Annotated in this window: 28 protein-coding genes and 1 pseudogene; 11 read left to right on the top strand and 18 right to left on the bottom strand. The window is 70.8% G+C overall.

Translation table 11 applies throughout. From position 1 onward, the window contains the following. Positions 1 to 31: 31 nt before the first annotated feature. The gene (locus tag ACFQV6_RS05640; RefSeq protein ID WP_378026224.1) at positions 32 to 691 is read left to right on the top strand and encodes a CAP domain-containing protein; all 660 of its coding nucleotides are present in this window, start codon (positions 32 to 34) and stop codon (positions 689 to 691) included. Here the strand turns inward: ACFQV6_RS05640 and ACFQV6_RS05645 are convergent. Next, entirely contained in the window at positions 688 to 1752 is a 1065-nt protein-coding gene (locus tag ACFQV6_RS05645; protein ID WP_378026225.1) for a UDP-N-acetylmuramate dehydrogenase, read from the bottom strand. The genes ACFQV6_RS05640 and ACFQV6_RS05645 overlap by 4 nt on opposite strands. Before the next feature lie 69 nt (positions 1753 to 1821). Between ACFQV6_RS05645 and ACFQV6_RS05650 the strand changes: the two genes are divergently transcribed. From ACFQV6_RS05650 to ACFQV6_RS05660, 3 genes are all read left to right on the top strand, one after another. Next, a complete protein-coding gene (locus tag ACFQV6_RS05650) occupies positions 1822 to 2589 on the top strand; it encodes a maleylpyruvate isomerase family mycothiol-dependent enzyme (RefSeq protein WP_378026276.1) in 768 nt (255 codons plus the stop codon). 88 nt (positions 2590 to 2677) lie between these two features. Then, the gene (locus ACFQV6_RS05655; RefSeq protein WP_378026226.1) at positions 2678 to 4081 is read left to right on the top strand and encodes a GH1 family beta-glucosidase; all 1404 of its coding nucleotides are present in this window, start codon (positions 2678 to 2680) and stop codon (positions 4079 to 4081) included. 67 nt (positions 4082 to 4148) lie between these two features. Next, a complete protein-coding gene (locus tag ACFQV6_RS05660; RefSeq protein WP_378026227.1) occupies positions 4149 to 5162 on the top strand; it encodes a LacI family DNA-binding transcriptional regulator in 1014 nt (337 codons plus the stop codon). A 170-nt stretch (positions 5163 to 5332) separates the two neighbouring features. On the opposite strand, the gene ACFQV6_RS05665 is transcribed toward ACFQV6_RS05660, so the two are convergent. The 10 genes and pseudogenes from ACFQV6_RS05665 to ACFQV6_RS05710 all read right to left on the bottom strand — a co-directional run bounded on the left by ACFQV6_RS05665 (position 5333) and on the right by ACFQV6_RS05710 (position 12290). Next, a complete protein-coding gene (locus ACFQV6_RS05665; RefSeq protein ID WP_378026228.1) occupies positions 5333 to 6136 on the bottom strand; it encodes an EI24 domain-containing protein in 804 nt (267 codons plus the stop codon). 39 nt (positions 6137 to 6175) lie between these two features. Continuing rightward, positions 6176 to 6655: a hypothetical protein gene (locus ACFQV6_RS05670; protein ID WP_378026229.1), complete on the bottom strand. Its 480-nt coding sequence runs from the start codon at positions 6653 to 6655 to the stop codon at positions 6176 to 6178. Between the two features lie 58 nt (positions 6656 to 6713). Further along, on the bottom strand, positions 6714 to 7616 hold the full coding sequence (locus tag ACFQV6_RS05675) for an alpha/beta fold hydrolase (RefSeq protein ID WP_378026230.1): 903 nt from the start codon (positions 7614 to 7616) through the stop codon (positions 6714 to 6716). 10 nt (positions 7617 to 7626) lie between these two features. Next, entirely contained in the window at positions 7627 to 7938 is a 312-nt protein-coding gene (locus tag ACFQV6_RS05680; RefSeq protein WP_378026231.1) for a DUF2516 family protein, read from the bottom strand. 85 nt (positions 7939 to 8023) lie between these two features. Further along, positions 8024 to 8506 carry a hypothetical protein gene (locus ACFQV6_RS05685; RefSeq protein WP_378026232.1) on the bottom strand — a complete coding sequence of 161 codons (483 nt, stop codon included), beginning with the start codon at positions 8504 to 8506 and terminating at the stop codon, positions 8024 to 8026. A gap of 7 nt (positions 8507 to 8513) precedes the next feature. Beyond that, positions 8514 to 8913 (bottom strand): annotated as a pseudogene (locus ACFQV6_RS05690) (helix-turn-helix domain-containing protein); the annotation flags it as partial. 69 nt (positions 8914 to 8982) lie between these two features. Continuing rightward, on the bottom strand, positions 8983 to 9897 hold the full coding sequence (locus ACFQV6_RS05695; RefSeq protein ID WP_378026233.1) for an asparaginase: 915 nt from the start codon (positions 9895 to 9897) through the stop codon (positions 8983 to 8985). Then, complete coding sequence (locus ACFQV6_RS05700; protein ID WP_378026234.1) at positions 9894 to 10772, bottom strand: 3-keto-5-aminohexanoate cleavage protein; 879 nt, start codon at positions 10770 to 10772, stop codon at positions 9894 to 9896. Before ACFQV6_RS05700 ends, ACFQV6_RS05695 begins: the two co-directional genes overlap by 4 nt. A 31-nt stretch (positions 10773 to 10803) precedes the next feature. Beyond that, positions 10804 to 11832, bottom strand: coding sequence for a YgfZ/GcvT domain-containing protein (locus tag ACFQV6_RS05705; RefSeq protein WP_378026277.1), 1029 nt, complete (start codon positions 11830 to 11832; stop codon positions 10804 to 10806). Positions 11833 to 11840: 8 nt separating this feature from the next. Further along, a complete protein-coding gene (locus ACFQV6_RS05710; protein WP_378026235.1) occupies positions 11841 to 12290 on the bottom strand; it encodes a Fur family transcriptional regulator in 450 nt (149 codons plus the stop codon). Positions 12291 to 12310: 20 nt separating this feature from the next. On the opposite strand from ACFQV6_RS05710, the gene ACFQV6_RS05715 reads away from it, so the two are divergent. Continuing rightward, a complete protein-coding gene (locus tag ACFQV6_RS05715; RefSeq protein ID WP_378026236.1) occupies positions 12311 to 13048 on the top strand; it encodes an aminotransferase class IV in 738 nt (245 codons plus the stop codon). Positions 13049 to 13061: 13 nt separating this feature from the next. On the opposite strand, the gene ACFQV6_RS05720 is transcribed toward ACFQV6_RS05715, so the two are convergent. Both ACFQV6_RS05720 and mtfM read right to left on the bottom strand, forming a co-directional pair. Next, the gene (locus ACFQV6_RS05720; RefSeq protein WP_378026237.1) at positions 13062 to 13685 is read right to left on the bottom strand and encodes an FABP family protein; all 624 of its coding nucleotides are present in this window, start codon (positions 13683 to 13685) and stop codon (positions 13062 to 13064) included. Then, positions 13682 to 13786: a small membrane protein MtfM gene (gene mtfM, locus ACFQV6_RS05725; protein ID WP_041830316.1), complete on the bottom strand. Its 105-nt coding sequence runs from the start codon at positions 13784 to 13786 to the stop codon at positions 13682 to 13684. The genes ACFQV6_RS05720 and mtfM overlap by 4 nt, the downstream gene beginning before the upstream one ends. A gap of 12 nt (positions 13787 to 13798) precedes the next feature. Between mtfM and ACFQV6_RS05730 the strand changes: the two genes are divergently transcribed. After that, positions 13799 to 14173 carry a DsrE family protein gene (locus ACFQV6_RS05730; RefSeq protein WP_378026238.1) on the top strand — a complete coding sequence of 125 codons (375 nt, stop codon included), beginning with the start codon at positions 13799 to 13801 and terminating at the stop codon, positions 14171 to 14173. A gap of 20 nt (positions 14174 to 14193) precedes the next feature. Here the strand turns inward: ACFQV6_RS05730 and ACFQV6_RS05735 are convergent, their stop codons facing one another. The 3 genes from ACFQV6_RS05735 to ACFQV6_RS05745 all read right to left on the bottom strand — a co-directional run bounded on the left by ACFQV6_RS05735 (position 14194) and on the right by ACFQV6_RS05745 (position 17599). Beyond that, positions 14194 to 15027: a hypothetical protein gene (locus ACFQV6_RS05735; RefSeq protein WP_378026239.1), complete on the bottom strand. Its 834-nt coding sequence runs from the start codon at positions 15025 to 15027 to the stop codon at positions 14194 to 14196. A 149-nt stretch (positions 15028 to 15176) separates the two neighbouring features. Next, complete coding sequence (locus tag ACFQV6_RS05740) at positions 15177 to 15596, bottom strand: NUDIX domain-containing protein (protein WP_378026240.1); 420 nt, start codon at positions 15594 to 15596, stop codon at positions 15177 to 15179. Between the two features lie 2 nt (positions 15597 to 15598). After that, positions 15599 to 17599: an ATP-dependent DNA helicase gene (locus tag ACFQV6_RS05745; protein ID WP_378026241.1), complete on the bottom strand. Its 2001-nt coding sequence runs from the start codon at positions 17597 to 17599 to the stop codon at positions 15599 to 15601. Between the two features lie 56 nt (positions 17600 to 17655). On the opposite strand from ACFQV6_RS05745, the gene ACFQV6_RS05750 reads away from it, so the two are divergent. Next, positions 17656 to 18162 (top strand): DUF402 domain-containing protein, encoded by a 507-nt coding sequence (locus tag ACFQV6_RS05750; protein ID WP_378026242.1) that lies wholly within the window; start codon positions 17656 to 17658, stop codon positions 18160 to 18162. Here the strand turns inward: ACFQV6_RS05750 and sigJ are convergent. Next, positions 18145 to 19029 (bottom strand): RNA polymerase sigma factor SigJ, encoded by an 885-nt coding sequence (sigJ, locus tag ACFQV6_RS05755; RefSeq protein ID WP_378026243.1) that lies wholly within the window; start codon positions 19027 to 19029, stop codon positions 18145 to 18147. The genes ACFQV6_RS05750 and sigJ overlap by 18 nt on opposite strands. Positions 19030 to 19127: 98 nt before the next feature. Here sigJ and ACFQV6_RS05760 point away from each other — a divergent pair, with 98 nt between their 5' ends. The 3 genes from ACFQV6_RS05760 to ACFQV6_RS05770 all read left to right on the top strand — a co-directional run bounded on the left by ACFQV6_RS05760 (position 19128) and on the right by ACFQV6_RS05770 (position 21795). Beyond that, the gene (locus ACFQV6_RS05760; RefSeq protein ID WP_378026244.1) at positions 19128 to 20072 is read left to right on the top strand and encodes a hypothetical protein; all 945 of its coding nucleotides are present in this window, start codon (positions 19128 to 19130) and stop codon (positions 20070 to 20072) included. A gap of 85 nt (positions 20073 to 20157) precedes the next feature. Beyond that, the gene (locus ACFQV6_RS05765) at positions 20158 to 20784 is read left to right on the top strand and encodes a DUF47 domain-containing protein (protein ID WP_378026245.1); all 627 of its coding nucleotides are present in this window, start codon (positions 20158 to 20160) and stop codon (positions 20782 to 20784) included. Between the two features lie 3 nt (positions 20785 to 20787). After that, positions 20788 to 21795 carry an anion permease gene (locus tag ACFQV6_RS05770; protein ID WP_378026246.1) on the top strand — a complete coding sequence of 336 codons (1008 nt, stop codon included), beginning with the start codon at positions 20788 to 20790 and terminating at the stop codon, positions 21793 to 21795. A gap of 186 nt (positions 21796 to 21981) precedes the next feature. Here ACFQV6_RS05770 and ACFQV6_RS05775 read toward each other — a convergent pair whose 3' ends face one another. Further along, positions 21982 to 22965 carry a Gfo/Idh/MocA family protein gene (locus ACFQV6_RS05775; RefSeq protein WP_378026247.1) on the bottom strand — a complete coding sequence of 328 codons (984 nt, stop codon included), beginning with the start codon at positions 22963 to 22965 and terminating at the stop codon, positions 21982 to 21984. Between the two features lie 47 nt (positions 22966 to 23012). Here ACFQV6_RS05775 and ACFQV6_RS05780 point away from each other — a divergent pair, with 47 nt between their 5' ends. Beyond that, positions 23013 to 23978: an NUDIX hydrolase gene (locus ACFQV6_RS05780; RefSeq protein ID WP_378026248.1), complete on the top strand. Its 966-nt coding sequence runs from the start codon at positions 23013 to 23015 to the stop codon at positions 23976 to 23978. Positions 23979 to 23997: the final 19 nt, after the last annotated feature.

A 23997-nucleotide genomic window follows, 5' to 3' on the forward strand; every position in this document is an offset into this window, starting at 1 on the left:
ACGCCGCGTACAACGGGGTGCGATAGCCGTGATGGACGATCCGCGTCCGTTCTCCGATCCGGGAGGCCCCGTGTTCGACCTGGTGGTACGACGTGTCGCCATGCTCGCCGCCACGCCAACTCTGCTCGTCCTGTCCGCCCCGGCGGTCGCCTCCGGGCCGGTGGTCCCGCCCCGGCCGATGCGCGTACCACCGCCGGCGGTTCTGCCCGCGCCCGCCGCACAGGCACCGGCCACGGCCCCGGTCGCCCGAGTGACACCGACACCCACCGCACCGGTCCCACCCGCCGTCGCGGCCGCCCGGCTGCGCGCGCGCACGATCATTTCGCAGGTCGTCCAGCTGACCAACGAGCGGCGCGAGGCGGCCGGCTGCCCGGAGCTGTCGGTGGAACCCGACCTGATCACCGCATCGCTGCGGCAGAGCTGGTACATGGCCCGGACGCGGCTGTTCAGCCACGTGTGGCGGGACGGCTCGACGTTCGTGACCCGGACCCGTGCGGCCGGATACCGTCAGCCGGCCGGCGAGAACATCGCGTGGGGATATCGCAGCGCGAACGAAGTGGTGGACGCGTGGATGGAGAGCCCGGGACACCGGGCCAACATCCTCAACTGCGGTGCGAAGTCGATCGGGGCCGGTGTCGCGTACGCGGCGGACGGCACTCCGTATTACACCCAGGTGTTCGGCTGGCGTTAAAGACTGCAGTTGATGAGGACCGGTTCCGGGTGGAGTTCGACGCCGAACCGGTCGCGGACGCCGTCGCGGATGGTGCGGGCCAGGTCGAGCAGCGCCTCGGTCGTGCCCGCACCCCGGTTGGTCAGCGCCAGGGTGTGCTTGGTGGAGATCGCGACGCCGGCGCCGGCGAAGCCCTTCGGGAAGCCGGCGTGCTCGATCAGCCAGGCGGCCGGGATCTTCACCGTGCCGTCGGCGCCCGGCCAGTGCGGCATCTCGCCGAGGGTCGCGAAGAACTCGGCGGGGACCACCGGGTTGGTGAAGAACGACCCGACCGACCAGGTGTCCCGGTCCTCCGGGTCGAGCACCATGCCCTTGCCCGCTCGCAGTTTGAGCACGGTGTCCCGGGCCTGCCGCAGGGGCACCCGGTCACCGGCGGAGCCGCCGAGGTCGCGGGCCAGTTCCGCGTACCTGATGGGTGCGGAGTCGCCGGAGCGGGCGAGCCGGAAGTCGACGGAGAGAACCAGGTGGCGGTCGCTGTGCTTGAACACGCTGGAGCGGTATCCGAAGCCGCACTCCGCCGGGGACATCGTCCGGATCTGGTCGGCCTCACGGTCGTACGCCCGCACTGTCTCGATGGTGTGCGCGACCTCCTGGCCGTACGCACCGACGTTCTGGATCGGGGTGGCACCGGCCGAGCCGGGAATGCCGGACAGGCACTCGACACCGGACCAGCCGTTCGTCACGGCGTACTCGACGAAGGTGTCCCAGGGCTCGCCCGCCTCGACCCGGACCAGGACGCTCGCGGCGTCCTCCGCCACGACCTCGATCCCGCTGGTGCGCAGCACCAGGACCTCGCCGGGAAAGCCGGCGTCGCCCACCACGACGTTGCTGCCGCCGGCCAGGACCAGCACAGGACGACCGCTCAAGGTGGAATTACGTATGGTAGCGACCGCTTCGTCCGCATGTACCGCCGTGGTCACCGTGCCTGCCGGGCCGCCAAGGCGTAGCGTCGTGTAGGCCGCCAGGGAGCGATCCGGAGCCGGGGATGTGTCAGTCAGTTGATCGGCGAATGCGTCGGGCACGACGTTCACCCTAAGCTCAGATAGGGAAGGACCTCACCGGCGGTCCGGCCGATGCGGGAGACGACTGCGATGAACAGGTTGCACGCGACGAAGGACTTCTGGCTTGCGGCGCTACGCGCCGACGGGCCGGCACTGTGGGACGCGGTCGCTGAGACCGGCCCCGACGTGCCGGTTCCCGCGTGCCCGGACTGGACCGTCGCCGGCCTGGCGCACCACGTGACAGGCCTGCTGCACTGGGTCCGCGCCACGGTCGCCCGCGGCGTCACCGACCGGCCACCGGTCCGCGAGGAGATTCCGGCCGCCGAGCAACCCGAGTGGCCCGAGGCGCTGGACAACCTGCGCCGGGAGCTCACCGGCACGATCGAGACCCTCGAGGCGCTCGACCCGGACTTCCCGGCGTGGAACTGGGCGCCGCAGCCGAAGCGGGCCGGTTTCTGGCACCGCCGGATGGCTCACGAGATCTCGGTGCACCGCTGGGACGCCGAGTCCGCCGCCGGCCGGGCCACCCCGATCGAGACCAAGCTCGCCGCCGACGGCGTGAGCGAGGTGCTGGACACCTGGCTGCCGGCCGGCCGGCGCTCCGGCCCGACCGATCTGCACGGCGTGGTCCACCTGGTCGGCACGGACGCCGCCCACGAGTGGTTCGTCCGGTTGCGGGGCACCGGGATCGCCCTGCTGGACACCGGCACGATCCTCGACAGCGACGATCATCACGCCCGCGCCAAGGCCACCGGCACCGCCAGCGACCTCCAACTGGCCCTGATGGGCCGCAAACGCCCCGATCAACTCGCGCTCACAGGGGACCCCCGCCTCGTTCAAGCTCTGCGAACTGGCTGATCATTACGGTTGACGACGTTGTCTCGTCACCATGAGCCCGTAAGATGAACCGGTTAAGTTTCTGATCAAACGCAGGAAGCGGTGAAGAATGACGGCAACCGTCACGTCCACGTCGGCGCAGCCGGCCCCCACGGGCATAACCTTCCCCGAAGGATTCGTCTGGGGCGCCGCCACGGCCTCGTACCAGATCGAGGGCGCGGCGCGGGAGGACGGTCGCGGCCCGTCCATCTGGGACACCTTCAGCCGCACGCCGGGCAAGGTCTACGCCGGCCACACCGGCGACGTCGCGTGCGACCACTACCACCGGTACGCCGACGACGTCGCGATCATGGCCGACCTGGGCCTGGCCTCGTACCGGTTCTCGGTCGCCTGGCCGCGGATCCAGCCCGACGGCACCGGGCCGGTCAACATCCGCGGCCTCGACTTCTACGACCGCCTCACCGACGAGCTGCTCGGCAAGGGCATCGACCCGGTGGTCACCCTGTACCACTGGGACCTGCCGCAGACCCTGGAGGACCGGGGCGGCTGGGCCAACCGGGAGACCGCCGAGGCGTTCGCCGAGTACGCCCAGATCGTCCACGCCCGCCTCGGCGACCGGGTCGGCACCTGGACCACCCTGAACGAGCCGTGGTGCTCCGCCTATCTGGGGTACGCCTCCGGCATCCACGCGCCCGGCGTCCGCAACCCCGCCTCCGCCCTGGCGGCGGTGCACCACCTGCTGCTCGGCCACGGCCTGGCCACCCGAGCGCTGCGCTCCGCCGGCGCCAGCAACATCAGCATCACGCTGAACCCGTGCGAGGTCGCCCCGCTCGACCCGGAGAGTCCCGCCGACCGTGACGCCGCCCGGCTGATCGACGGCCTCGCCAACCGGATCTTCCTGGACCCGCTGCTGCGCGGCCACTACCCGGCCGACGTGCTCGCGCACATCTCCCGGCTGACCGACTTGGCATATCTGCGCGACGGCGACGAGGCGATCATCAACGCCCCGATCGACGTGCTCGGCGTCAACTTCTACAACCCGTCGTACGTGTCGGCGAAACCCGGCCACCCCGGTGCGCTCGACTACCCCGGCAGCGACGGCATCGCGTTCCGGCCCCCGGTCGGCCCGGTGACCGACATGAACTGGCCGATCGAGCCGGCCGCGCTGACCAGGCTGCTCACCCGCCTGCACCGGGACTACCCGGGCACGCCGCTGCTGATCACCGAGAACGGCGCGGCGTACCCGGACGGCCCCAACGCGGGTGGTGAGGTGCACGACCTGCGGCGCATCGAATACATCGACGGGCACCTGCGCGCCTGCCACGACGCCCTGGCTGCCGGAGTCGACCTCCGGGGATACTTCGCGTGGTCCCTGATGGACAACTTCGAATGGGCCGAGGGCTACCGGAAGCGCTTCGGTATCGTGCACGTCGACTACACGACGCAGCAGCGTGTGCTCAAGGACAGCGCGAAGTGGTACCGAGAGGTGATCCGGCGTAACGGCCTGGAGTGAGACTGATTCCGGCCCTCCTCTTCAGTCCGCGGTCGCGCCCGGGCTCACACGAGGTGAGGAGCGGTTTGTGACGACGCGGGAACGACCGACTCTGGAAGCGGTTGCCCGGCGAGCCGGGGTGTCCCGGGCCACCGTCTCCCGCGTCGTCAACGGGTCCACCACGGTCGCGGCCACCATCCGCGAGGCCGTCAACCGGGCCGTCGACGAACTCGGTTACGTGCCGAACCAGGCGGCCCGGAGCCTCGTCACCCAGCGGACCGACTCGATCGCCCTGATCCTGCCGGAGACCGCCAACCGGGTCTTCTCCGACGACCTGTTCTTCCCCGCGATCATCCGCGGGGTCGGCATGGAGCTGGAAGCCGCCGACAAGCAGCTCGTCCTGATGATGACCGGCTCGGAGGCCGGCCACCACCGGGTCGAGCGGTACGCGGTCGCCGGCCACGTCGACGGCGTCATGTTCGCCTCGATCCACGGCGCCGACCCGCTGCCCGGGCTGCTGGTCCGGCGCGGCATCCCGGTGGTCTGCAGCGGCCGCCCGATGACGGCGGAACCCCCGGTGCCCTACGTGGACGTCGACCACGCCGGCGGGGTGGCCGCGGCGGTACGCCACCTGGTCGCCTCCGGCCGCCGCCGGATCGCCACGATCGCCGGCCCGCAGGACATGGTCGCCGGGATCGAGCGGCTGTCCGGGTACCACCGCTCGCTGACCCAGGCGGGGCTTCCCCAGCTCGTCGCCCCTGGTGACTTCACCCGGGAGTCCGGCATCGCCGCGATGCTCGACCTGCTCGAACGCGACCCCGAACTGGACGCCGTCTTCGCCGCGTCCGATTTGATGGCGCACGGTGCGCTCCAGGCGCTGCGGGACTCGGGCCGGCGGGTGCCGGAGGACGTCGCGGTGATCGGCTTCGACGACTTCGAGATCAGCCGGTACAGCGATCCGCCTTTGACCACTGTGCGCCAGCCGATCGGGGAGGCGGGGCGCACCATGGCCCGCCAGATGCTCCGCCTGATCGCCGGGGATCCGGATTTCGCCCCGTCGCTCGTGCTCCCGACCGAGCTCGTGGTCCGCTCCTCCGCCTGACCGTCCCCTCAGCGCGCCGCCACCGCCAGCAGCTCCCCCGCTCGCAACCCGGTAACGCAGCGGGACGCCGGACGCGCCGGAAGCTGGGCACTCCGAACGCCGGGCACTCCGAACGCCGGGCACTCCGAACGCCGGGCGATCCGAACGCCGGGCGCTACGGGCTCGGAGGGCTAAAGGGAAGGAGTCGACACGATCTCGGTGGGCTTCCCGAGTGCCTTGCGGGCCAGCAGCGTCGCGCCGGCGATCGCGGCGGGCATCATAAGGATGGCGCCGAGCGGGATCAGGAAGGTCGCGAAGACCGCGGCGCCGAAGCCGAGCGTCAGGGGCTTGTGGGCGCCGAGTACGGCTCGGCGGTGCCGCAGACGCTGGCCGCGCCGCTGGAACGGGACACCGGTGAGCTCCAGGGCGAGCAGCCAGCCGCCGACCGCGCCGCCGACGACCGGGACCACGGTTTGGCCGACGAACGGGAGGAAGCCGAGCAGGAAGAGCGGGATGGCGATCAGGATCGAGACGCCGATCAGCCGCAGCGAATCGGCGAGGCTGCGCCGCAGGGAGCGGATTAGGCCGACTTCGACCTCGTCGGGGACGCCGCCGTACCGGGCCTCGACCAGCTCGGAGATCTTCTCGTAGAACGGGTCGCCGATGAGCAGGGTGACAGCGGTGAAGGTCAGTACGCCGAGCAGCACCGACAGTCCGAGGACCCCCGCACCGGCGAACACCTGGGCGGTCTCGCGCATCCAGCCGGTCCAGCCGTCGGCGAACCAGGTGATCCGGTCGGAGATCTCCGGCAGGAAGCGGACCAGCATGATCAGGGCGATCGAGTAGAGGATGCCGGCCAGCAGCGCGGGCAGCAGCCCGAGGAGCAGCAGCCGGGGATGGCGCAGGACCAGCCCGAGCCCCCGGGCGAGCAGGCCGACCCCGGTGGCGAACTGCCGTGCCGCGGTGGCCAACGACCCACTCTGATCTCTGCTCACGTTCCGAGAGCTTAGGGCCAGTACGCCACCGGCACGAACTCAGGAACCCGACTCTCCCGACGACGGCTCGGTGGACGGATCCGCCGATTCGCTGAGCGGCACGGAGGTCGGCGTGGGTACCGGCGGTGTGTCGATGATCTGCGTGGGAGTCGGTACCGGCGGCATGGTCAGCACGGGTGGCGGCGAGGTCGTGCCGGTGGCGGTGACCGTGGCGATCACCGTGACGGTCGTCGTGACCGTCCCGGCGGGGGTGACGGTGGCCGGGAGTGTCGTGGTCGGCGCCACGGTGGCCCGTGGTGGCCGTGCCGTGTAGCCGTCGTTGTGGGAGACGGGGGAACCGGGGGTCGATGTGGTCCGGAGCGGTGCTGCGCCGAGACCGCCGGTGCCGTCGGTGTCACCGGCGACGCCGAGCGATGTGGGGAACGTGGAGGGAGAGCCGAGGGCCCAGCCCGCTACGACCGCGAACGGCAGCCCGACGATTACCAAACCGAAAAAGACGGACTTAGGGGACAATCGCACGTCTGGAACACCGCGTGGGGACCGGAAAAGTTACGGGTTCCGGACATAACGCCGCAAGTTACTGATTCAGGAAAAACGAGATTCGATCCCGCAACTCGCGGCGGTTGTTCCAGAGGACGGCGGGCCGGTCGAAGACCTCCAACTCGGCACCGGGCAGCACCTCGGCCAGCCGCTCCGCCCACGCGACCGGATGCACCTCGTCACCGAGACACCCGATCACCAGCGCCCTTCCCCGAAACGCCCGAAGACGATCCAAGGGATCAAAAGCGGCAAAAGAGGAGGGCGGCCCAGCCCAGACCGACTCGATCTCACGCGCCAGCCCGTCCCGCTGCAACTGCTCCACCCGCTGCCGCAGAAAACTCCACCCAGCAGGCGTGTTCCGCACCGCAGCCGGCAACTCAGCCTCGACCGCCTCGGCGATCACCGCCGCCTCACCGGACTCCACCGCCGCGAGCAACCGCTCCAACCGTTCCACCGAAGCCGCCGGACGCCTCCCGTCCAACGGAGCGGGCAGATAGAGCACGACCCGGGAGAACCGATCCGGCGAGTCGGCGAGCAGCCGGCAGAGGGCCGCGGCCCCCATGCTCACGCCGAGCGCACGTGTCGCCCCCGCGAGGTCCGCCACCTCGCGTAACTCCGTGGCCAGGTCCTGGAAGGACCACGGCCCGGGCGGCGCGTCGGACCGCCCGTGCCCGCGGAAGTGGAAGAACACCCGGCGGCCGGTGACACCGCTGCCCAGCGGACGGGTGCCGGAGATGTCGCCTGCGAGTCCGTGTGCGAAGACGGTTGCGGGCTGTCCTGCGCCGGTGACGAGCTGCTCCACCCGTACGCCAGAAGGAAGCGTGACCAACTCGGTTGCCGGACCCGGCAACGTGGGGCGACCGGTCCGCGGGCCGGTCCGATCCGCGCGCTGCAGGCGCGGCCCACCGTCCGGCGGGGGCGGCCCGAAGCGACCCCTCAACGGCACACGCTCACCAGAAGCCCTTGCCGTCCGAGATGTCTTTCAGGCCGGGGCGGACATCAAGCAGGTAGACCAGCGACGCGGCGATGCCGATCATGCTGATCAGAAGGTATCCCCTGGTCACGGCGGTGAGAAGGAGGCACACGCCGATGATGGCGGCCCACGCGCCCTTCGGCAGCGTGCCGAGGGCCTGGAATCCCGGGCCCTTCTGGATCAAACAGTGAATCAACGCCACAGCCTGCACGACGAGCGAGAAGAGCAGGATGAAGATGTTGATGGAGATGACGACGTTGTCGTAGAAGATCGGCACGGATGAGGCCATGCGGGGAATTCTATGCCGAGGGCCCCGGCAACGCCGGGGCCCGCGGATCATGTCGTTCCAGCCGTGTCTTTACTCGGCGGTGTCTTTACTCGGCGGCCTTCGGCGTGCCGGTGACCGGCTTGACGCGCTTGCGCGGCTTCGGCGCGGCCTCGACAGCCTTGGCCTCGGCGACGGCGGCCTCGACGGCCTGCGGCTGCTCGGTGGTCTCGATGTCGGCGTTCACCACGTCGGCGGCCTCGACCACACCGGTGCCCACGACGCGCTCGCCGCGCGCCACCAGCGAGGTGTAGGCGGCGATGGCGCGGTCCTGGGCGATCTGGGCGAAGGAGGTGGCGACGCTCGCCGCGTTCTCCCGGAGGGCCACGAAGTCGGTGGTGTTGGCCTTGTCACGCAGCTCGGCGGCCTTGGTGCCGGCCTGCTCGTTGTAGACCCGCAGCGACTCGGCGGCGCGGTCGCTCAGCTGGGTCAGCACGGCGGGGAGCTTGCGGAGCTGCTCGTACGCCAGGTCACCGGCACCGGCGGCGGCGTAGAGGGGCGCGGGGATCTTGGTGTTGGTCTGCTCAGTCATTTCGTCTCCTCAGCGGTGGTCCGGGGCGCGTCGCCCGCGGGCTCGGCGGGCGGCGGTGCGTTGCGCGCGTTCTCGTTGCGGAACGTCTCGTAGATCTGCGACAGGGACTGCTTCTGCGCGATCGTGAGCTCCGGGTCGACCGCGATGGCGGCCAGCACGCCCTGCTGGCCCTCGCCATCGAGCAGTCCGGCCCGCAGGTACATCGCGGGCGTCGACACTCGTAAGGCACTGGCAATCTGCTGCAGCACCTCGGCGCTCGGTTTGCGCAGGCCACGCTCGATCTGGCTGAGGTAGGGGTTGCTCACCCCCGCCTTGTCGGCGAGTTGCCGGAGCGAGATCTTCGCGGTCTGCCGCAGGTCTCGGATGAACGTTCCGATGTCCTCCGGCAGGTCCTTCGATGTGGCCATGCACTCGAAGTTAGCGCGCAGTGCTAGCTGTTGCAAGCAAAACGCTTGCAACAGCTAGCGTGAAACGAGTCACCCGTAGGGGACAGCCCGGACCTCGCCGACGGGGCGCCCGCCACCCAGGACCACCTCGTCCATCGACGGCACCGCGACGCCCAGCTCGCGCAGAGCGGCGAGCAGAACCGGCGTCCGGGCCCGCGCCGAGCCGTCGGAAATCTTGATCGCCACCGCACCGACGCCGGCGATCGCCGCCGCGGCGACCCCGTCGGCGCCCTTCTTCGTCAGCAGCCCCGGCACCGAGTTCATCAGCACGGTGTCGTCGGTGCCGGTCCCGGCCACCAGCTGGGGGTGGGCCCGCATCGCGTCGGCGACCCGGCGCCGCGGGGTACCGGGCTCGGCCTCGACCAGCCGGAGGAAGGAGTTCGCCAGCGCGAGCGGGGAGATCGCGAGGACCGGCGCACCGCAGCCGTCCACACCCACCGCGGCGATCGGCTCGCCGGCCAGGGCGGCCACCGCGTCGGCGAGGGCCAGCTGCAACGGGTGCTTGGCGTCGAGGTACGAGTCGAGCGGCCACCCGTTGATCACACAGGTGGCGAGCATGCCCGCGTGCTTGCCGGAGCAGTTCATCAGGATCGGCTCGGCGTCGCCGCCCGCCCGCAGCCAGGAGTTGCGCGGCGCGGTGCCGAGCGGCAGGTCCGCCGGGCAGAGCAGGGCCTCCGGCCCGAGTCCGGCGGCGGCGAGCATGGCCCGGACACGTTCCACGTGGAACGTGTCACCGTCGTGGCTGCCGCTGATCAGGGCCAGGTCAGCCTCCTCCCGCGGTTCCAGGCCACAGTCGAGCAGGCCGACGGTCTGCAACGGCTTGCTGGAGGACCGGGGGAAGAACGGGCTGTGCACGTCGCCGACCCCCGGTCTGCCGGTGACCGCGACGATGCCGTGGTGGACGCTTTCCACAAAGCCGGACCGTACGACTTCAGCAACAATCACGGAGCCTTCAGTCCGATCTTGAGCGGCGGGTGGGGCGGTTGGAAGGGAGTCGGCACTCCGAGCACGTCACGAGCTTGAGACGGCGTGTACGGCGGGCGCTGCGCCAGCTGCGCGAAGCCGACCGCACGCGCGACCAGCTGCATGTTCGACTCGACCGGGCGGCCCTTCGCGTAGGTCAGAGTGTCCTCCAGACCGACCCGCAGGTGCCCGCCCGCCGACAGCGACGCCAGCATCACCGGCAGGGTGCTGCGCCCGATCCCGGTGGCGGAGAAGGTGGTGCCCTCCGGAAGGTCGCGGATGACCTGCTCACAGGCGGCGACCGCGGCCGTGGTGCCCGGCATCCCCCCCGGTACGCCCATCACCAGGTCGACGTGCACGTGACCGCCGAACGGCAGGCCGTACTTGCCGAGCAGCCGCTGAAGGCTGGTGAGCTGGCCCAGGTCGAAGATCTCGTACTCCGGCACGATGCCGCGCTCCTGCATGCGGGTGTGCAGGTCGACGATGAACTCCCAGCGGTTCAGGAACACGCCGTCGCCGAAGTTGACGGTGCCCATCGTGCAGGAAGCCATCTCCGGGCCGGCGTCGAGCACGGCGAGCCGGTCGGCCTCCGGGTCGGTGACCGCCCCGCCCGACGAGAGCTGGACGATCAGCCCGGTGGACTGGCGCAGGGCCGCGACGGTCGCCCGCAGCCGGCCCTGGTCCAGGGTGGGCCGGGCATCGTCGTCCCGGATGTGTACGTGAATGATCGAGGCGCCGAGCGCCTCGCACTCCTTCGCGGTCGTCACCAGCTCGTCCAGGGTCACTGGCAGAGCCGGCACGTCCGCCTTGCTGCTCTCCGCGCCGGTCGGGGCGACGGTGATCAAGGTCCCGGTCATGACTCGCATCCTGCCACGCGGGAACGGCCCGTCATTCCAGGTCGATGGCGGCGGCCGACTCCCCCACGGTGAGCCTGGCGTCGTCGGCCACGTTGCGCTTCACCACGGCCAGCGCGATCATGCCGAGCTCGTGATGGCGCACCGCGGTGCCGACGAAACCGACCGTCCGGCCATCGAGCTCGACAGCGGTGCCCCGGGCCGGCGGGTGGTCGGAGGCGACGCCGTCCAGGTGGAGCAGGACGAGGCGGCGCGGCGGCCGGCCCAGGTGGTGCACCCGGGCGACAGTCTCCTGACCCCGGTAGCAGCCCTTGTCCAGGTGCACCCCGGAGGCGAGGAAGCCCGCCTCGGACGGCAGGGTCCGGTGGTCGGTCTCCCAGCCCAGACGCGGGATGCGGCGAGCCGCGCGGATCGCCTCGTACGCCCAGAGCCCCGCCCGCGGCACCCCGAGCTTCTCGATCACGGCTGTCCTGGTGACACGCGGCACGAGCAGGTCCACACCGAGCGGCACTCGGCGGGCCAGGCCACCTTCGAATTCCCGTACGGAATAGAGGCTCGTCGGCTCGGGAGGAACGGACCCGGCGGCGAATTTCGCGCCCGGCACCTCGCCCACCCGGGGCTCGCCGAGGCCCGGGACGAGATCGGCCGCACCCGGGCCGACCAGCGACAGCACTGCCAGCTCGCCGGTCGCCTCACGCGGCTCGACGCGGGTGAAGAACCGCATCATCTCGAGGTATCTCAGCAGGCCGGCGCCCGCGCCCGGCTCGGTGTCCAGCCAGGCCGTGGTGCCGTCCTCGGTGACCAGCGCGTGGTGCTCGACGTGCCCGTGCGGCGAGAGCACCAGAAGCTCGCTGCCCTGGTCTTTCCGCAGGCCGGAGAGGTGCTGAGTGGTGAGCGTGTGCAGCCAGCTCGCGCGTTCGTCGCCGGGCACGGCGATGACGTCACGGTTGGACCGGTCGACCAGGCCGACGGCCGTCTCGAGGAGGCGCTGCTCGCGCATCGGGTCGCCGAAGTGTGCCGGAACGCCGGCGTCGGCGGACTGAAGATCGAGGTCCTCGATCATGATGGTGCTCACGCGGGCTCCTTGCCGTCGCCGGTTTTGCATTGGCCACAGATACCGAACAACGAGACGTGGCCGACGTCCACCCGGAAGTCGCGCTCGTCACGCAGCTGGGTCGTGACCGGCAGCATCACCGCCGGATCGACCTCGGCGATCGAGCCGCAGGACCGGCAGACCAGATGGACGTGCTGATCCTCACCCGCCGCGTGATAGGTCGGCGAACCGTGCGACAGGTGGGTGTGGTTGACCAGGCCGAGCTCCTCGAGAAGCTCCAGAGTCCGGTAGACCGTGGTGATGTTGACGCCGGCAGCCCGCTCACGGACCGCGTTGTGCACGGACTCCGGGGTCGCATGACCGAGTTCGTGCACCGCTTCGAGGATCAGCTGACGCTGTGGGGTCAGCCGCAGACCACGCTCACGGAGCATGGCGGCAAGCGATGTGGCGGACACGCTTACGAGCATAGTTCGCTAGTTTCTGACTGGTGACCGACCGGATCCTCGTCCCGCCCGCCGACCTGCTCGGTGACGGGGTTTTCGAGACCCTGCACCTGCGACCGTCCGGCCCGTGGCTCCTCGGCGCCCACCTGTCCCGCCTCAGGCGATCCGCCGCCCTGCTGGATCTGCCCGAGCTGCCGGATCTTCCCGAGCTGTCGGGCGGCCACTCCGGACAGATGATGCGCATTCTCTACACCCGAAGCGGTCTGCTGCACGTGAGCGTCTCGGACATCCCGGACAGCGTGCTCGCGGAACGCCGGGACGGCATCCGGGTGATCAGCGCCGGCCTCGGCGTCGCCGCCGGGTACACCCCACCGTGGTCCATCTCGGCGGCCAAGTCGCTCTCCTACGCGAGCAATTTCGCGGCGCGGCGCTGGGCGGCGCGGCAGGGGGCGCAGGACGTGGTCTGGCTTTCCATCGAGGGGTACGGGCTGGAAGCTCCGACCTCGTCGATAGTGTGGCTCGCCGGCGACACGTTGTGCACGGTCCCGGCGGCCGAGGCGGGCATCCTCCCCGGGATCACCGCGGCACACCTGCTGTCGATGGCACCCTCGGTGGGCCTGGCGGCCGCCGAGCGGATGGTCACCCTCCCGGAACTCGTCGCGGCGGACGCCGTCTGGCTGGCGTCCTCGGTGCGCGGGCTCGCTGAGGTGATCAGCCTGGACGGGGTGCCCCGGGCGCGTTCGCCCTGGACTCCCCGTCTCCTCGAGCTGCTGGGGTTCTAGCTTCCCGCCTCTTTTATCCGCCGATGCGGAGCAGCCGTGCCGACATGTGTGGCTTGAGGCCGCTGTCCTCGACGGCGATCTCGTGGGCGTACAGCAGGGCGCCCTCGACGATGCCGAAGAGCCGGTGCCCACCGGTCACGTGCAGGCCCGACGGCGTGTACGCCACCGCGTCCGCCGCCATCTCCAGCCGGGTCGTCGCGGCCTTGCCCAGATACAGCTCGGCCACACCGTCCGGACGGATCATGGTGGCTTCCATCTCGTCACCGGGCCGGCCGTCGACCAGCACCGGCCGCCAGAACCCGGACTCGGTCAACGCCCTGCCCAGCGGCTTCGACTCCGGGTCGAGCAGCCAAGCGCGTGACTCGTACCTCAAGAAGTCCCGGCCGTCGTGGCTGATCCGGATCTCCTGGCCGAAGTCGTAGTCCTCGTCCGCCGGGAAACCACCCTGGCCGCGACCGCGCCACAGACCGACGAACGGCAGCAGACCCAGCAGCGCAGGATGCAGGTCCGGGCCGGAACGCAGGTCGTGGGTGTCCTCGTACGGGTACCGCTCGACCGGCGGAGCATTGAGCCACGGCGGCGGTCCCAGTGGGTTCTCCGCCTCGCTGCTCGCCAACGCCGCCTCCTCGCTGCTCACCAACGCCCCCTCGAAATGCGCACCGCAAGGTAACCGAAGCCGCCGGCCAGCGCGCCCAGCGCAGCCACCAGCAAGCTCACGAACCCGATCTCCGTAACCATCGCGCCCATCCTATGCTGGCCCGTATGGCACGTTTGCTGGTCGTCAAGGCCACCGCCGGTGCGGACGCCCCGGAGCGCTGTTCGCAGGCTTTCACCGTGGCGAGCACCGCCGCCGCGTCCGGCGTGGACATCTCGTTCTGGCTCACCGGCGAATCGACGTGGTTCGCCCTGCCGGGCCGGGCCGCCGAGTTCGAGCTGCCGCACGCCGCACCGCTGCCCGACCTCCTCGAAGCGCTGCTCGCCGCGGGCCGGGTCACCGCCTGCACACAGTGCGCCGCGCGGCGCGACATCGGCCCCGGCGATGTGCTTCCCGGCATCCGCATCGCCGGTGCCGCGGTCTTCGTCGAGGAGATCATGTCGGAGGGTGCGCAGGCGCTGGTCTACTGACCTCCGCTTTATTGCCTCCTTTATTGGCCCCCGCAGGGGGTGGTCAAGCTCACCGTGAGCCGCCCACCCTCGGTGGTGGTCACGACCGAGTTCGACCCCATCCGGTACGCCCACCCGCCCGGCTCCGACCACACCGGAGTAGTCCCCTCAGGCAGCCCGTTCGCGCCGCCGTCGGGTGCCGCCGGGCCGCCGTCGACCTCGAAAGTGGCTGCCGTTCCACCGTCCGGGCAGGTCACCGAGTAGACGTCCGGTTCCGCTCCCAGCTTGGCCACCATCTCCGGCACCGCCCCCGGATCCGGATCGTCCTCGTCGACGGTCCCGGTAGGCGGCCGGCACCCGGAGTCGACGCGCACCGTGAGCACCTGATCGGTGGACAGAGCCTCGGCGTCGATGGCGATCAGCTCACCGGCGTCCGCGTAGAACGAAAGCCGAGTCCCCCCGCGCGCCGCACCGACCCCGGCGCCATAGCCCTCCGGGAGCCGCTCAGCGATCCCCTCCAGAGCGGCCCGCGCCTCACCCTCAGGCACATACAGCGTCACGTCCCGCCCGGCCCGCCGCCCCTTCCAGACCGGGTTGAGCGAACAGTCCTCCAGCCGGAACGCCCCCAGCCGAACCACCCACCGCTCATCCTGCGCCGCCGCGACCAGCGCACCCGTGGCCCGCCGCACCTCCGGCGCCGCCTGCCCGATGTCGCGCTGCTCAGGCACCGTGGCCGGATCTTTCTCCACCGACCAGAACACACCCGCCAGCAGCAGCACAGCCCACCCACCAGCCACTGCGGCAAGCCGCCACCGCCGCCGCCGCGCCGGCGCCGTCCCGCCCGACGGCGGATACCCATACTCAGGCCCCGTCACGGCAGCCATGGTGACATGCCGACCTCAAGGATCTAGCGCCGCCCGCAACGCCACGTCGACGGCCTCCATGCCAGCCAGCGCATCGTGACCCACAACGACCACAGGCGTGTCATGCCCGAGCCGGGAACGAACCCACACATCGCCGCGCCTCACTCGTCGTCCTCCCCGAAGACGTATTCCGGGGAGGTCAGGAAGCGCCCGATCATCTCGGCCGTGCCCGGCGTGAACGGCCGCCCCAGCACCTCCCCCGCCGGCACGAACACCATCGCCGCGCCCTCGCCCAGCACCACGTCCGACTGGTGGGCATCCGTCGAGCCGTGAAAGTAGAACTTCACGCGGCCCTGCTCCGGCAGCTCCTGACGGGCGAACAACCGCAACGGCACCGAGGACCGCAGACCGCTCTCCTCCCACAGCTCGCGGGCCGCGCCCTCCGCCGGGGTCTCGCCCTCCTCGACCGATCCGCCGGGCAGGCCCCAGACGTTCGGGAAGTAGGGCGCCTGGTCGTCGCGGAGCTGGAGCAGGAGGGCGCCGGACGCGTCGACGAGGAAGGTGCAGGCGATCTGCAGCACGGTCAGCTCCCGGCGAGCCGGTTGAGGGCGCCGATCGCCACCTCTTGCCTGGTCGTATACCAGAAGGGGGGCAGCGATCTGCGCAGGAAGGCGCCGTAGCCGCGGGCGGTCTCGAGCCGGGAGTCGAGGACGGCGACCACGCCCTTGTCGCCGGTGGAGCGGATCAGGCGGCCGACGCCCTGTGCCAGGCGGACCGCGGCGATCGGGACGCTGACCGAGGCGAAGCCGGAACCGCCGGTGGCGTCGACGGCGGCGGAGCGGGCGGCGGCCAGGGGCTCGTCGGGGCGGGGGAACGGCAGGCGGTCGATGACAACGAGCTGGCAGGCGTCGCCGGGCACGTCGACGCCCTGCCAGAGGGACATCACGCCGAAGAGGCAGCTCGCTTTGTCCTCCCGGAACTTGCGGACCAGGATCGGCAGCGTCTCGTCGCCCTGCAGGAGGATCGGCAGGTCGGTCTTGGTGCGCAGCAGCTCGGCGGCCTGGAGGGCGGCCTTGCGGGAGGAGAAGAGCCCCAGCGTCCGGCCGCCGAGTGCCTCGACCAGCTTGAGCAACTCGTCGCCGGCCGCCTGGGGCAGGCCGGACATCGCAGGCCGGGGCAGGTGGGACGCCACGTAGAGGATGCCCTGTTTCGGGTAGTCGAAGGGTGAGCCGACGTCGAGCGACGTCCAGCCGTCACCGGAGGCGGGGGTGCCCTCGGGGCCGGGAGTGGCCGCGGGCAGGCCGAGCGAGCGGGCCACCGTGTCGAAGCGGCCGCCGAGCGTCAGGGTGGCCGAGGTGACCACGACGGTCCGGTCGGAGTACAGGTTGTCGGCGAGGGTGCCGGCGACGGAGAGCGGGGCGACCACGAGGGCCCGGCGGCCGTTGCCGAGGTCGGATTTCTCCACCCAGGCGACGTCGAAGGCGTTCTCCTCGAGCAGCCGCTGCGACGTGCTCGAGAGCTCGTCGAGAACCGCCTTGGCCTGCTGCTTGCCGACCGGGTCGGGGTCGTCGGACTTGACGTCGCCGATCGCGGTGAGCCCGGACCGGGTCGCCGCCTCCAGCTGGGTGACGGCCAGCAGCAGCTGCTCGGGCAGGCCGTTGGTGAGCCGGCCGGCGGGCACGTCGGCGAGCCCCACGGTGAGGGCGTCGGCCGCCGCTGCCATCTGCTCGGCGGCCGAGGGCGGGATCATCGTGCGGGCGCGGCGGCCGGCCCGCTCGACCGCCTCGGGGGTGAGCTCGGCCTGCGCCGCCGAGGAGACCCGGTCGGCCAGCTCGTGCGCCTCGTCGACGACGAGCAGCTTGTGCGGCGGGACGATGTGCCGGTCGGCGAGCATGTCGACGGCGAGCAGGCTGTGGTTGGTGACCACGATGTCCGCCTCGCGGGCCCGGACACGGGAGGCCTCGGCGAAGCACTCCGCACCATAGGGACAGCGGGCGGCACCGACGCAGTCACGCGCCGGCATGGAGACCTGCCGCCACGCCGTCTCGTCGACGCCCGGGGTCAGCTCGTCACGGTCACCGGTCTGGGTCTTCTCCGACCAGGCGCGGACCCGCTGGATCTGCTTGCCGAGCTTGCCCGCCTCGCCGAGCCACTGCCCGGTTTTCGGCGCGCTGTCGAAGAGCGTGTCGGTGGGTGCCTCCTCGTCGGCGTGTTCGAGTTTCGCCGTGCAGAGGTAGTGGTGCCGGCCTTTCAGCACGGCGAAGGTGGGCCGGCGCCCGAGCACCGGCTCGACCGCCTGGGCCAGCCGGGGCAGGTCGTGCTCGACCAACTGGTTCTGCAGGGCGAGGGTGGCCGTGGAGACGACCACCGGCCCGTCCACGAGGAGTGCGGGAGTCAGGTAGCCGAGGCTCTTCCCGGTCCCGGTGCCGGCCTGCACGAGCAGGTGTTCCCGGTCCTTGATGGCCTTCTCGATGGCCTGGACCATGGCCTGCTGGCCGGGGCGGGCGGACCCGCCGGGGACCGCGCCGACCGCCGCGGCGAGGATCTCTTCAGCGGTCGCCTTTTTCTTGGTAGCTGCGGGCACGCAGGAACCGTACCCGCCACCACCGACAGAACCGGCTCACCGCTAGGGTGCACCTCATGCCGAGTGAGATGGTCCGGGTGATCTACACGAAGTACGACGGATCGGCTCACCGTGACTATCCGGCACGTCGTCTCGCCGAGGACGACCTGGGCATATGGGTCGGCGTGACCCGCGGGACGGCCTCGGTCTACCACGGCCGCCCGTCGGTGGAGCAGATCCCGTTCGTCCTGCTCGTGCCCCATCACGCGTGGTGGACCGGGATGTTCAACCCGCCGCCGCGGACCAGCGAGGTGTATTGCGACATCACCACGCCGGCGCGGTGGGAGGGTGACACCGTCCACATCATCGACCTCGATCTGGACGCGGTCCGGCGCCGCGAGTCCGGCCTGGTCGAGCTGCGCGACGAGGACGAGTTCGAGGAGCACCGCAAGGTCTTCGGCTACCCGGAGGACCTCGTCGGCCACGCCCAGGAGGCCGCCCGGCACCTGATGGTCGCGCTCGGCGACGGCACCGAGCCGTTCGCGACGCACTACCGCAAGCACCTGCTAGAGGTCACCCAGTAACAGCTTCTCCGGGTTCTGCTGGTTGAACAGGCCGGTGATCCGGCCGTCGTCGACCGCAACGGCGAGCACCGCGAGGACCTTCTCGCCACCCGCGCGGGTCGCACGCAGCAGCACCCCGGCCGAGCCGTTGACCAGCACCGGATCCACCTTGGCCTCGACCACGTCGGCCATCCGATGGTGCAGCAGGCCGGCCCAGAACCGGGCCACCTTGTCGGCGCCGTGGACCGGCCGCAGCGCGGTACGAACCACGCCACCACCATCACCGATAGTGACCACGTCCGGAGCCAGTACGGCGGCGAGCGTCTGCATGTCCCCGCTCTGCGCCGCCGCGAGGAAGGCACTCAGGACACGCCGCTGTTCGGCCAGGCCGGCGGTGTGCCTGATGTTCCCGTCGGCCGCGGCGCGCCGGGCCCGGGAGGCGTGCTGCCGTGCGGCCGCCGGCGTGGTGTCGAGAACCGCCGCCACCTCCTCGAACGGGACCGCGAACGCGTCGTGCAGGACGAACGCCACCCGCTGCTCGGGGGTGAGCCGTTCGAGGACCACGAGCAGGGCGACGGACACCTCGTCGGCCAGTTCGGCGCGGGCGGCCGGGCCGGCGTCCGGATCGACCACGTACGCGGGGAGCCACTCGCCCGGGTACGTGGTACGCCGTACCCTGGCTGAATTGAGCTGGTCCAGGCAGATGCGCGCGGTGACCGTCGTCAGCCAGCCACGCACGTCCCTGATCTCGGCCGTCTGCTGCGCATAGCGCAGCCAGGCCTCCTGTACGGCGTCCTCAGCCTCGGACCGGTTGCCCAGCATGCGGTAGGCGACGGCCATCAGATAGGAGCGCTGGGCCTCGAATTGGACCGTGGTGGAGGACGGCATAGAGGAATTCTGCGGCAGATTGCCGGATCGCGGGTATCACCTGTGCCACAGTAATAAACACCCAAAACGTACGAATCGGATGGTGCTTCGTGCAGGACGTGGCGACAATCGCGGGCAGCCTCGCCGGGCTCGCCGGTGCCGGCGGCGCGCTCTCGGTCGCCGTCCGCCGCCGGTCCCGCCCCTGGATCACCGCCGGGCACGCTCTGACCGGCGCCGCGGACGTCGATCCGCTGCCCGGCGTGCTGCGGCTGCGGCTGGGCGGGATGACCGTACGCGTGGTGCCCGGCCCGCACGGCGAGCTCTTCCTCGGAGCCGGCGCACCGCAACCCGGCCGTACGCTGCGCCGGCTCGTCCTCGCCCCGCTGTTCACCCGGGCGCAGGCGGGTGGCGGCCGCCTCTGGCGCGAGCAGGAGGCGCCGTTCCGGCTGGTCGTCGAGTTCGGCGGGGACAATCGGGACACCGACGCGCTGCTGCGGGCGTACCGGATGCTCGACCGGCAGCTGCGCGACCACGCCGCCCTGCTCACCCAGTGCCGCGACAGCGTGCTGACGCCGGGCGTCGTGACCGTGACCGTCGCCGGCATCGTCGACGCCCGGGAACTACTGGCCGCCCAGCCCGACCGGTACACGTTCGCCGACGGCAGCTTCGACGACCTCGGCTCCCGGTCGGCGCCGGCCAGCCTGGTGCCGATGATCAGCGAGGTGTGGAGCCGGCGGTTCGGCTGGGACGGCCGCGAGCCGATCACCGCCGAGGAGCGGCACCAGCTGCACGCACTCGTTCGCGCGGCGCACGAGGACGGGCGTACCGTACGCTTCTGCGGCCTCCCGGAGGGCTCCCGCAAGGCACGGGCCGCGATCTGGGCCGAGCTGGGCGCCGCCGGTGTTGACGTGATCGCCGACACCGACCACGCCGGACTCGCCAGGCACCTGCGACGGCACCCGATCAGCACACCTCCGGTACCCCACCTGCCGATCCGGGCGGTACGCCGTACCGCGCCCCGGCCCAACGCACCCCGGCGGACCGGGCATCACGAACCTGTTTAGGCAGGTGGCGAACGGGTGAACCAGCGTGGACCGATAGCATGCCTTCCGGAGATCCATTTCAAGCCCGTCGATCGAGGTCCGCGCCGTGAAGTTTTCCTTCCGTCCCGTCGAGGGCGCCTTCTACGATCTCTTCACCAAGGCCGCAGCAAACCTGGTGAAGGGCACCGAGCTGCTCAACGAGCTGGCACTGCCCGGAGTGGACGTCCAATCCGTCGCCGACCGGCTGAGCGATGTGGAACACGACAGCGACTCGATCACACACGAGCTCTACAAGAAGATCAACTCCACTTTCATCACGCCGTTCGACCGTGAGGACATCTACTCGCTGGGCTCACAGCTCGACGACGTGATGGACCACCTGGAGGCGGCCGGCAACCTGCTCTACCTCTACGGGCTGACCGCCCTGCCCTCGCTGCCCCGCGAGATGCACGAGCTGGTCACCGTGCTCGACCAGCAGGCGAAGATCACCGCGGACGCGATGCCCCGGCTGCGGTCGATGAAGAATCTCGAGGAGTACTGGATCGAGATCAACCGCCTCGAGAACGACGGCGACCGGGCCTACCGGATGCTGCTGGTGCGCCTCTTCTCCGGTGAGTACGACGCCCTGACCGTGCTGAAGATGAAGGAGGTCGTCGACGAGCTGGAGGCGGCCTGCGACGCCTTCGAGCACGTGGCGAACACCGTCGAGACCATCGCGGTCAAGGAGTCCTAGGCCTTGGACCCCGAACTCGTCGCCGTCCTGGCGGTGATCCTCGCCGCGATGGCGTTCGATTACACGAACGGCTTCCACGACGCGGCGAACGCTATCGCGACCAGTGTCAGCACCCGCGCGCTCACGCCCCGGGTCGCGCTGGCGATGGCCGCCGTCGGCAACTTCGTCGGCGCCCACCTCGGCGGTGAGGTCGCCAAGACGGTCGGCGACGGCCTGGTCAAACTGCCACTCGGCATCCCCAGCCTGGGCGTGGTGTTCGCCGGTGTGCTCGGCGCCATCGCGTGGAACCTCATCACCTGGTATTTCGGACTGCCGTCCAGCTCCTCGCACGCACTCTTCGGCGGCCTGGTCGGCGCCACCCTCTTCGCCTCCGGCGGCACCGTGCAGTGGGACACCATCCTCGAGAAGGTCCTCATCCCGATGGTGGTGTCCCCGGTGGTCGGCCTCGTGCTCGGCTTCATCGTCATGGTCGCGATCATGTGGATCTTCCGGCGCGGTCAGCCCGGCAAGCTGAACCGCGGCTTCCGGCTGGCCCAGACCGTTTCAGCGGCGGCGATGTCGATCGGGCACGGCATGCAGGACGCGGCGAAGACGATGGGCATCGTGGTGCTCGCCCTCTACACCGGCGGCTTCCAGGACAGCTCGACCCACATCCCGGAGTGGGTCTACTGGACCTCGGCGGCGGTGCTCGCGGCCGGCACGTACTCCGGCGGCTGGCGCATCATCCGCACCCTGGGCCGCAAGATCATCGACCTCGGCCCGGCCGAGGGCTTCGCCGCCGAGACGGTCGCCAGCTCGGTGCTCTTCTTCAACGCCCAGATCCTGCACGCACCCATCTCGACCACACACACCATCACCTCGGCGATCATGGGCGTCGGCGCCACGAAGCGACTCAGCGCGGTCCGCTGGAACGTCGCCGGCAACATCATCATCGCCTGGATCACCACCTTCCCCGCCGCCGCACTCATCGCCTGCGTCGCCTATTTCCTGGTCCGCCCGCTGTTCGGCTGACAATCTCCCAAGACATTCACAAGCTTTTTTCGTACGCCCGACGCACAGCTCTCTTCCGCCCGCGAGATCCGGCCGGCGGGTGGGAGACGCCGTTGGCCCGCCGCGCTCATCCGACAGGCCGCCACACCCACGACCACTGGCCCGCCGCGCTCATCCGACAGCCCGCCGCACCCATGACCGCCGGCCTCACCGGTCGTAAGTCACGCCGATCTCGTCGCGCAGCGTGTCGAGCAGGTTCATCACCCGCAGTGTCGTGTCGTGCGTCAGCAGCGGACTCTCCAGCTCGCCGGCGAGCAGGCACCGCTGCACCTCGGCCGCCTCGAACTGGTAACCGCTGCCCTCGAACGGCACCTCGAACTCCTCCACGTCCCCGTTCGGCCGATTCAGCACGAACGACCGCGGCACCATGAACCCCGGCGGCACGTCGATCCGCCCGCCGGTCCCGGTGATCGAGGCCCCGTTGCGACTGTTGCCGTTGATGCTGCAGGTCAGCGCGGCCACCGCGCCGGACTCGTAACCGAGCAGCACACCGGTGTTCTCGTCGACGCCCTCCGGGGTCAGCTTCGCCCACGCGTGCGCCCTGACGGGTGAGCCCAGGAACAGGTCCGCGAGGTGGAGCGGGTAGACACCCAGGTCCAGCAGCGCACCGCCACCCAGCGCCGGGTCACGCAGCCGGTGCGACGGCTCGAACGGCCCCTGCAGACCGAAATCCGCGTGCACCGCGCTCACCTCGCCGATCACACCGTCCGCCACCATCTCGGCGATCTTGCGGATCGCCGGGTTGAGGCGCATCCACATGGCCTCCATCAGGAACACACCACGGGTACGGGCGGCCTGCACCAGCCGCGCCGCCGACGGAAGATCGAGGGTGATCGGCTTCTCCACCAGCACCGCCTTGCCGGCCTCCACGCAGAGCAGCGCACTCTCCAGGTGGAAGGCGTGCGGCGTCGCGACGTAGACCACGTCCACACCGTCGTCGGCGGCAAGCTCCGCGTACGAGCCGTGCGCGCGGGCGAAGCCGTGCCGCTCGGCGAACGCCTCAGCGGTCGCCAGCGAGCGCGATCCGACGGCGGCGAGCTCGGCACCCGCCACGAGCGGCAGATCGGCGGCGAAGGTACTGGCGATGCCGCCGGGCCCGAGAATGCCCCAGCGCACGTTCTGTCCGTTCATGATCGATACGGTATCGCTCCCACCATCCCCGGTGGCAGGATCGACCGGTGACCGACTCGTCTTTCTCGATGGTCCTGCCACCCGCCATGATCAAGCGGGCCCGCGAGTTCACCGGCCCGCCCACCCCAGCCCGCCCCGCCGCAACAGTCGTCCTACTCCGTCCGCACAGCGCCGCCGCCCAGCCGCACAGCAACACCGCTCAGCCCCAGCCGCAAAGCAACACCGCTCAGCCCCAGCCGCAAAGCGACACCGCTCAGCCCCAGCCGCTTGACGACGCCTCCCGCGTGCACAGCGACGCCTCTCAGCCGCAGAGCGATGCCGCCCAGCCCCAGGACGGCGCCTTCCAGGTTTACGTGCTGCGCCGCGCGACCACGATGGTCTTCGGCGGCGTCTACGCCTTCCCCGGCGGCGTAGTCGACCCGTCCGACAGCCCGTCGACGATCCGCACCGACTGGGCCGACCGCCTCGGCGTACCGGATCCGCAGGCTCGAGCCATCGTCGGCGCCGCGGCCCGCGAGCTCTTCGAGGAGGCCGGCATCCTGCTCGCCGGCCCCGTCGACCAGCCCGGCCGCACCGTCACCGATGTCAGCACCGCGGACTGGGAGGACGACCGAGCCGCCGTACTGCGCCGCGACCTCACCATGACCGACCTGCTGAACCGCCGTGGCCTGCGCCTGCGCGACGACCTGCTGCTCCCGTGGGCTCGCTGGATCACACCCGAGTTCGAGCCGAGGCGCTACGACACCTGGTTCTTCGCCGCCCTGCTCCCGGACACCCAAACCGCCCGCGACGTCTCCGGCGAGGCCGACGGCACCGCCTGGATCGACCCCTCCACCACCGACCTGCCGATGCTGCCACCCACCCTGCGCACCCTCCGCCAGATCGCCGACTGCGCCACCATCCCCGCGGTAGTGGCCGCCGCCGCCCACCGCGACGCCGCCACCCCCCTCAACCCCCGCATCGAAGTGACCCCCGACGGCCAGGTCATCCTCCACCTCCCCACCCACCCCTGACCGCCCCGCCCCGCCCGCC

Source organism: Actinoplanes sp. GCM10030250 (genome assembly GCF_042666575.1).
Taxonomy (GTDB): Bacteria; Actinomycetota; Actinomycetes; order Mycobacteriales; family Micromonosporaceae; genus Actinoplanes.

Coding starts and splice junctions, on each gene's coding strand:
- ACFQV6_RS05640 (WP_378026224.1), top strand. CDS start 32: ATGGACGATCCGCGTCCGTTCTCCGATCCGGGAGGCCCCGTGTTCGAC.
- ACFQV6_RS05650 (WP_378026276.1), top strand. CDS start 1,822: ATGAACAGGTTGCACGCGACGAAGGACTTCTGGCTTGCGGCGCTACGC.
- ACFQV6_RS05655 (WP_378026226.1), top strand. CDS start 2,678: ATGACGGCAACCGTCACGTCCACGTCGGCGCAGCCGGCCCCCACGGGC.
- ACFQV6_RS05680 (WP_378026231.1), bottom strand. CDS start 7,938: ATGGCCTCATCCGTGCCGATCTTCTACGACAACGTCGTCATCTCCATC.
- ACFQV6_RS05685 (WP_378026232.1), bottom strand. CDS start 8,506: ATGACTGAGCAGACCAACACCAAGATCCCCGCGCCCCTCTACGCCGCC.
- ACFQV6_RS05700 (WP_378026234.1), bottom strand. CDS start 10,772: ATGACCGGGACCTTGATCACCGTCGCCCCGACCGGCGCGGAGAGCAGC.
- ACFQV6_RS05705 (WP_378026277.1), bottom strand. CDS start 11,832: ATGATCGAGGACCTCGATCTTCAGTCCGCCGACGCCGGCGTTCCGGCA.
- ACFQV6_RS05710 (WP_378026235.1), bottom strand. CDS start 12,290: ATGCTCGTAAGCGTGTCCGCCACATCGCTTGCCGCCATGCTCCGTGAG.
- mtfM (WP_041830316.1), bottom strand. CDS start 13,786: ATGGTTACGGAGATCGGGTTCGTGAGCTTGCTGGTGGCTGCGCTGGGC.
- ACFQV6_RS05730 (WP_378026238.1), top strand. CDS start 13,799: ATGCTGGCCCGTATGGCACGTTTGCTGGTCGTCAAGGCCACCGCCGGT.
- ACFQV6_RS05750 (WP_378026242.1), top strand. CDS start 17,656: ATGCCGAGTGAGATGGTCCGGGTGATCTACACGAAGTACGACGGATCG.
- sigJ (WP_378026243.1), bottom strand. CDS start 19,029: ATGCCGTCCTCCACCACGGTCCAATTCGAGGCCCAGCGCTCCTATCTG.
- ACFQV6_RS05775 (WP_378026247.1), bottom strand. CDS start 22,965: ATGAACGGACAGAACGTGCGCTGGGGCATTCTCGGGCCCGGCGGCATC.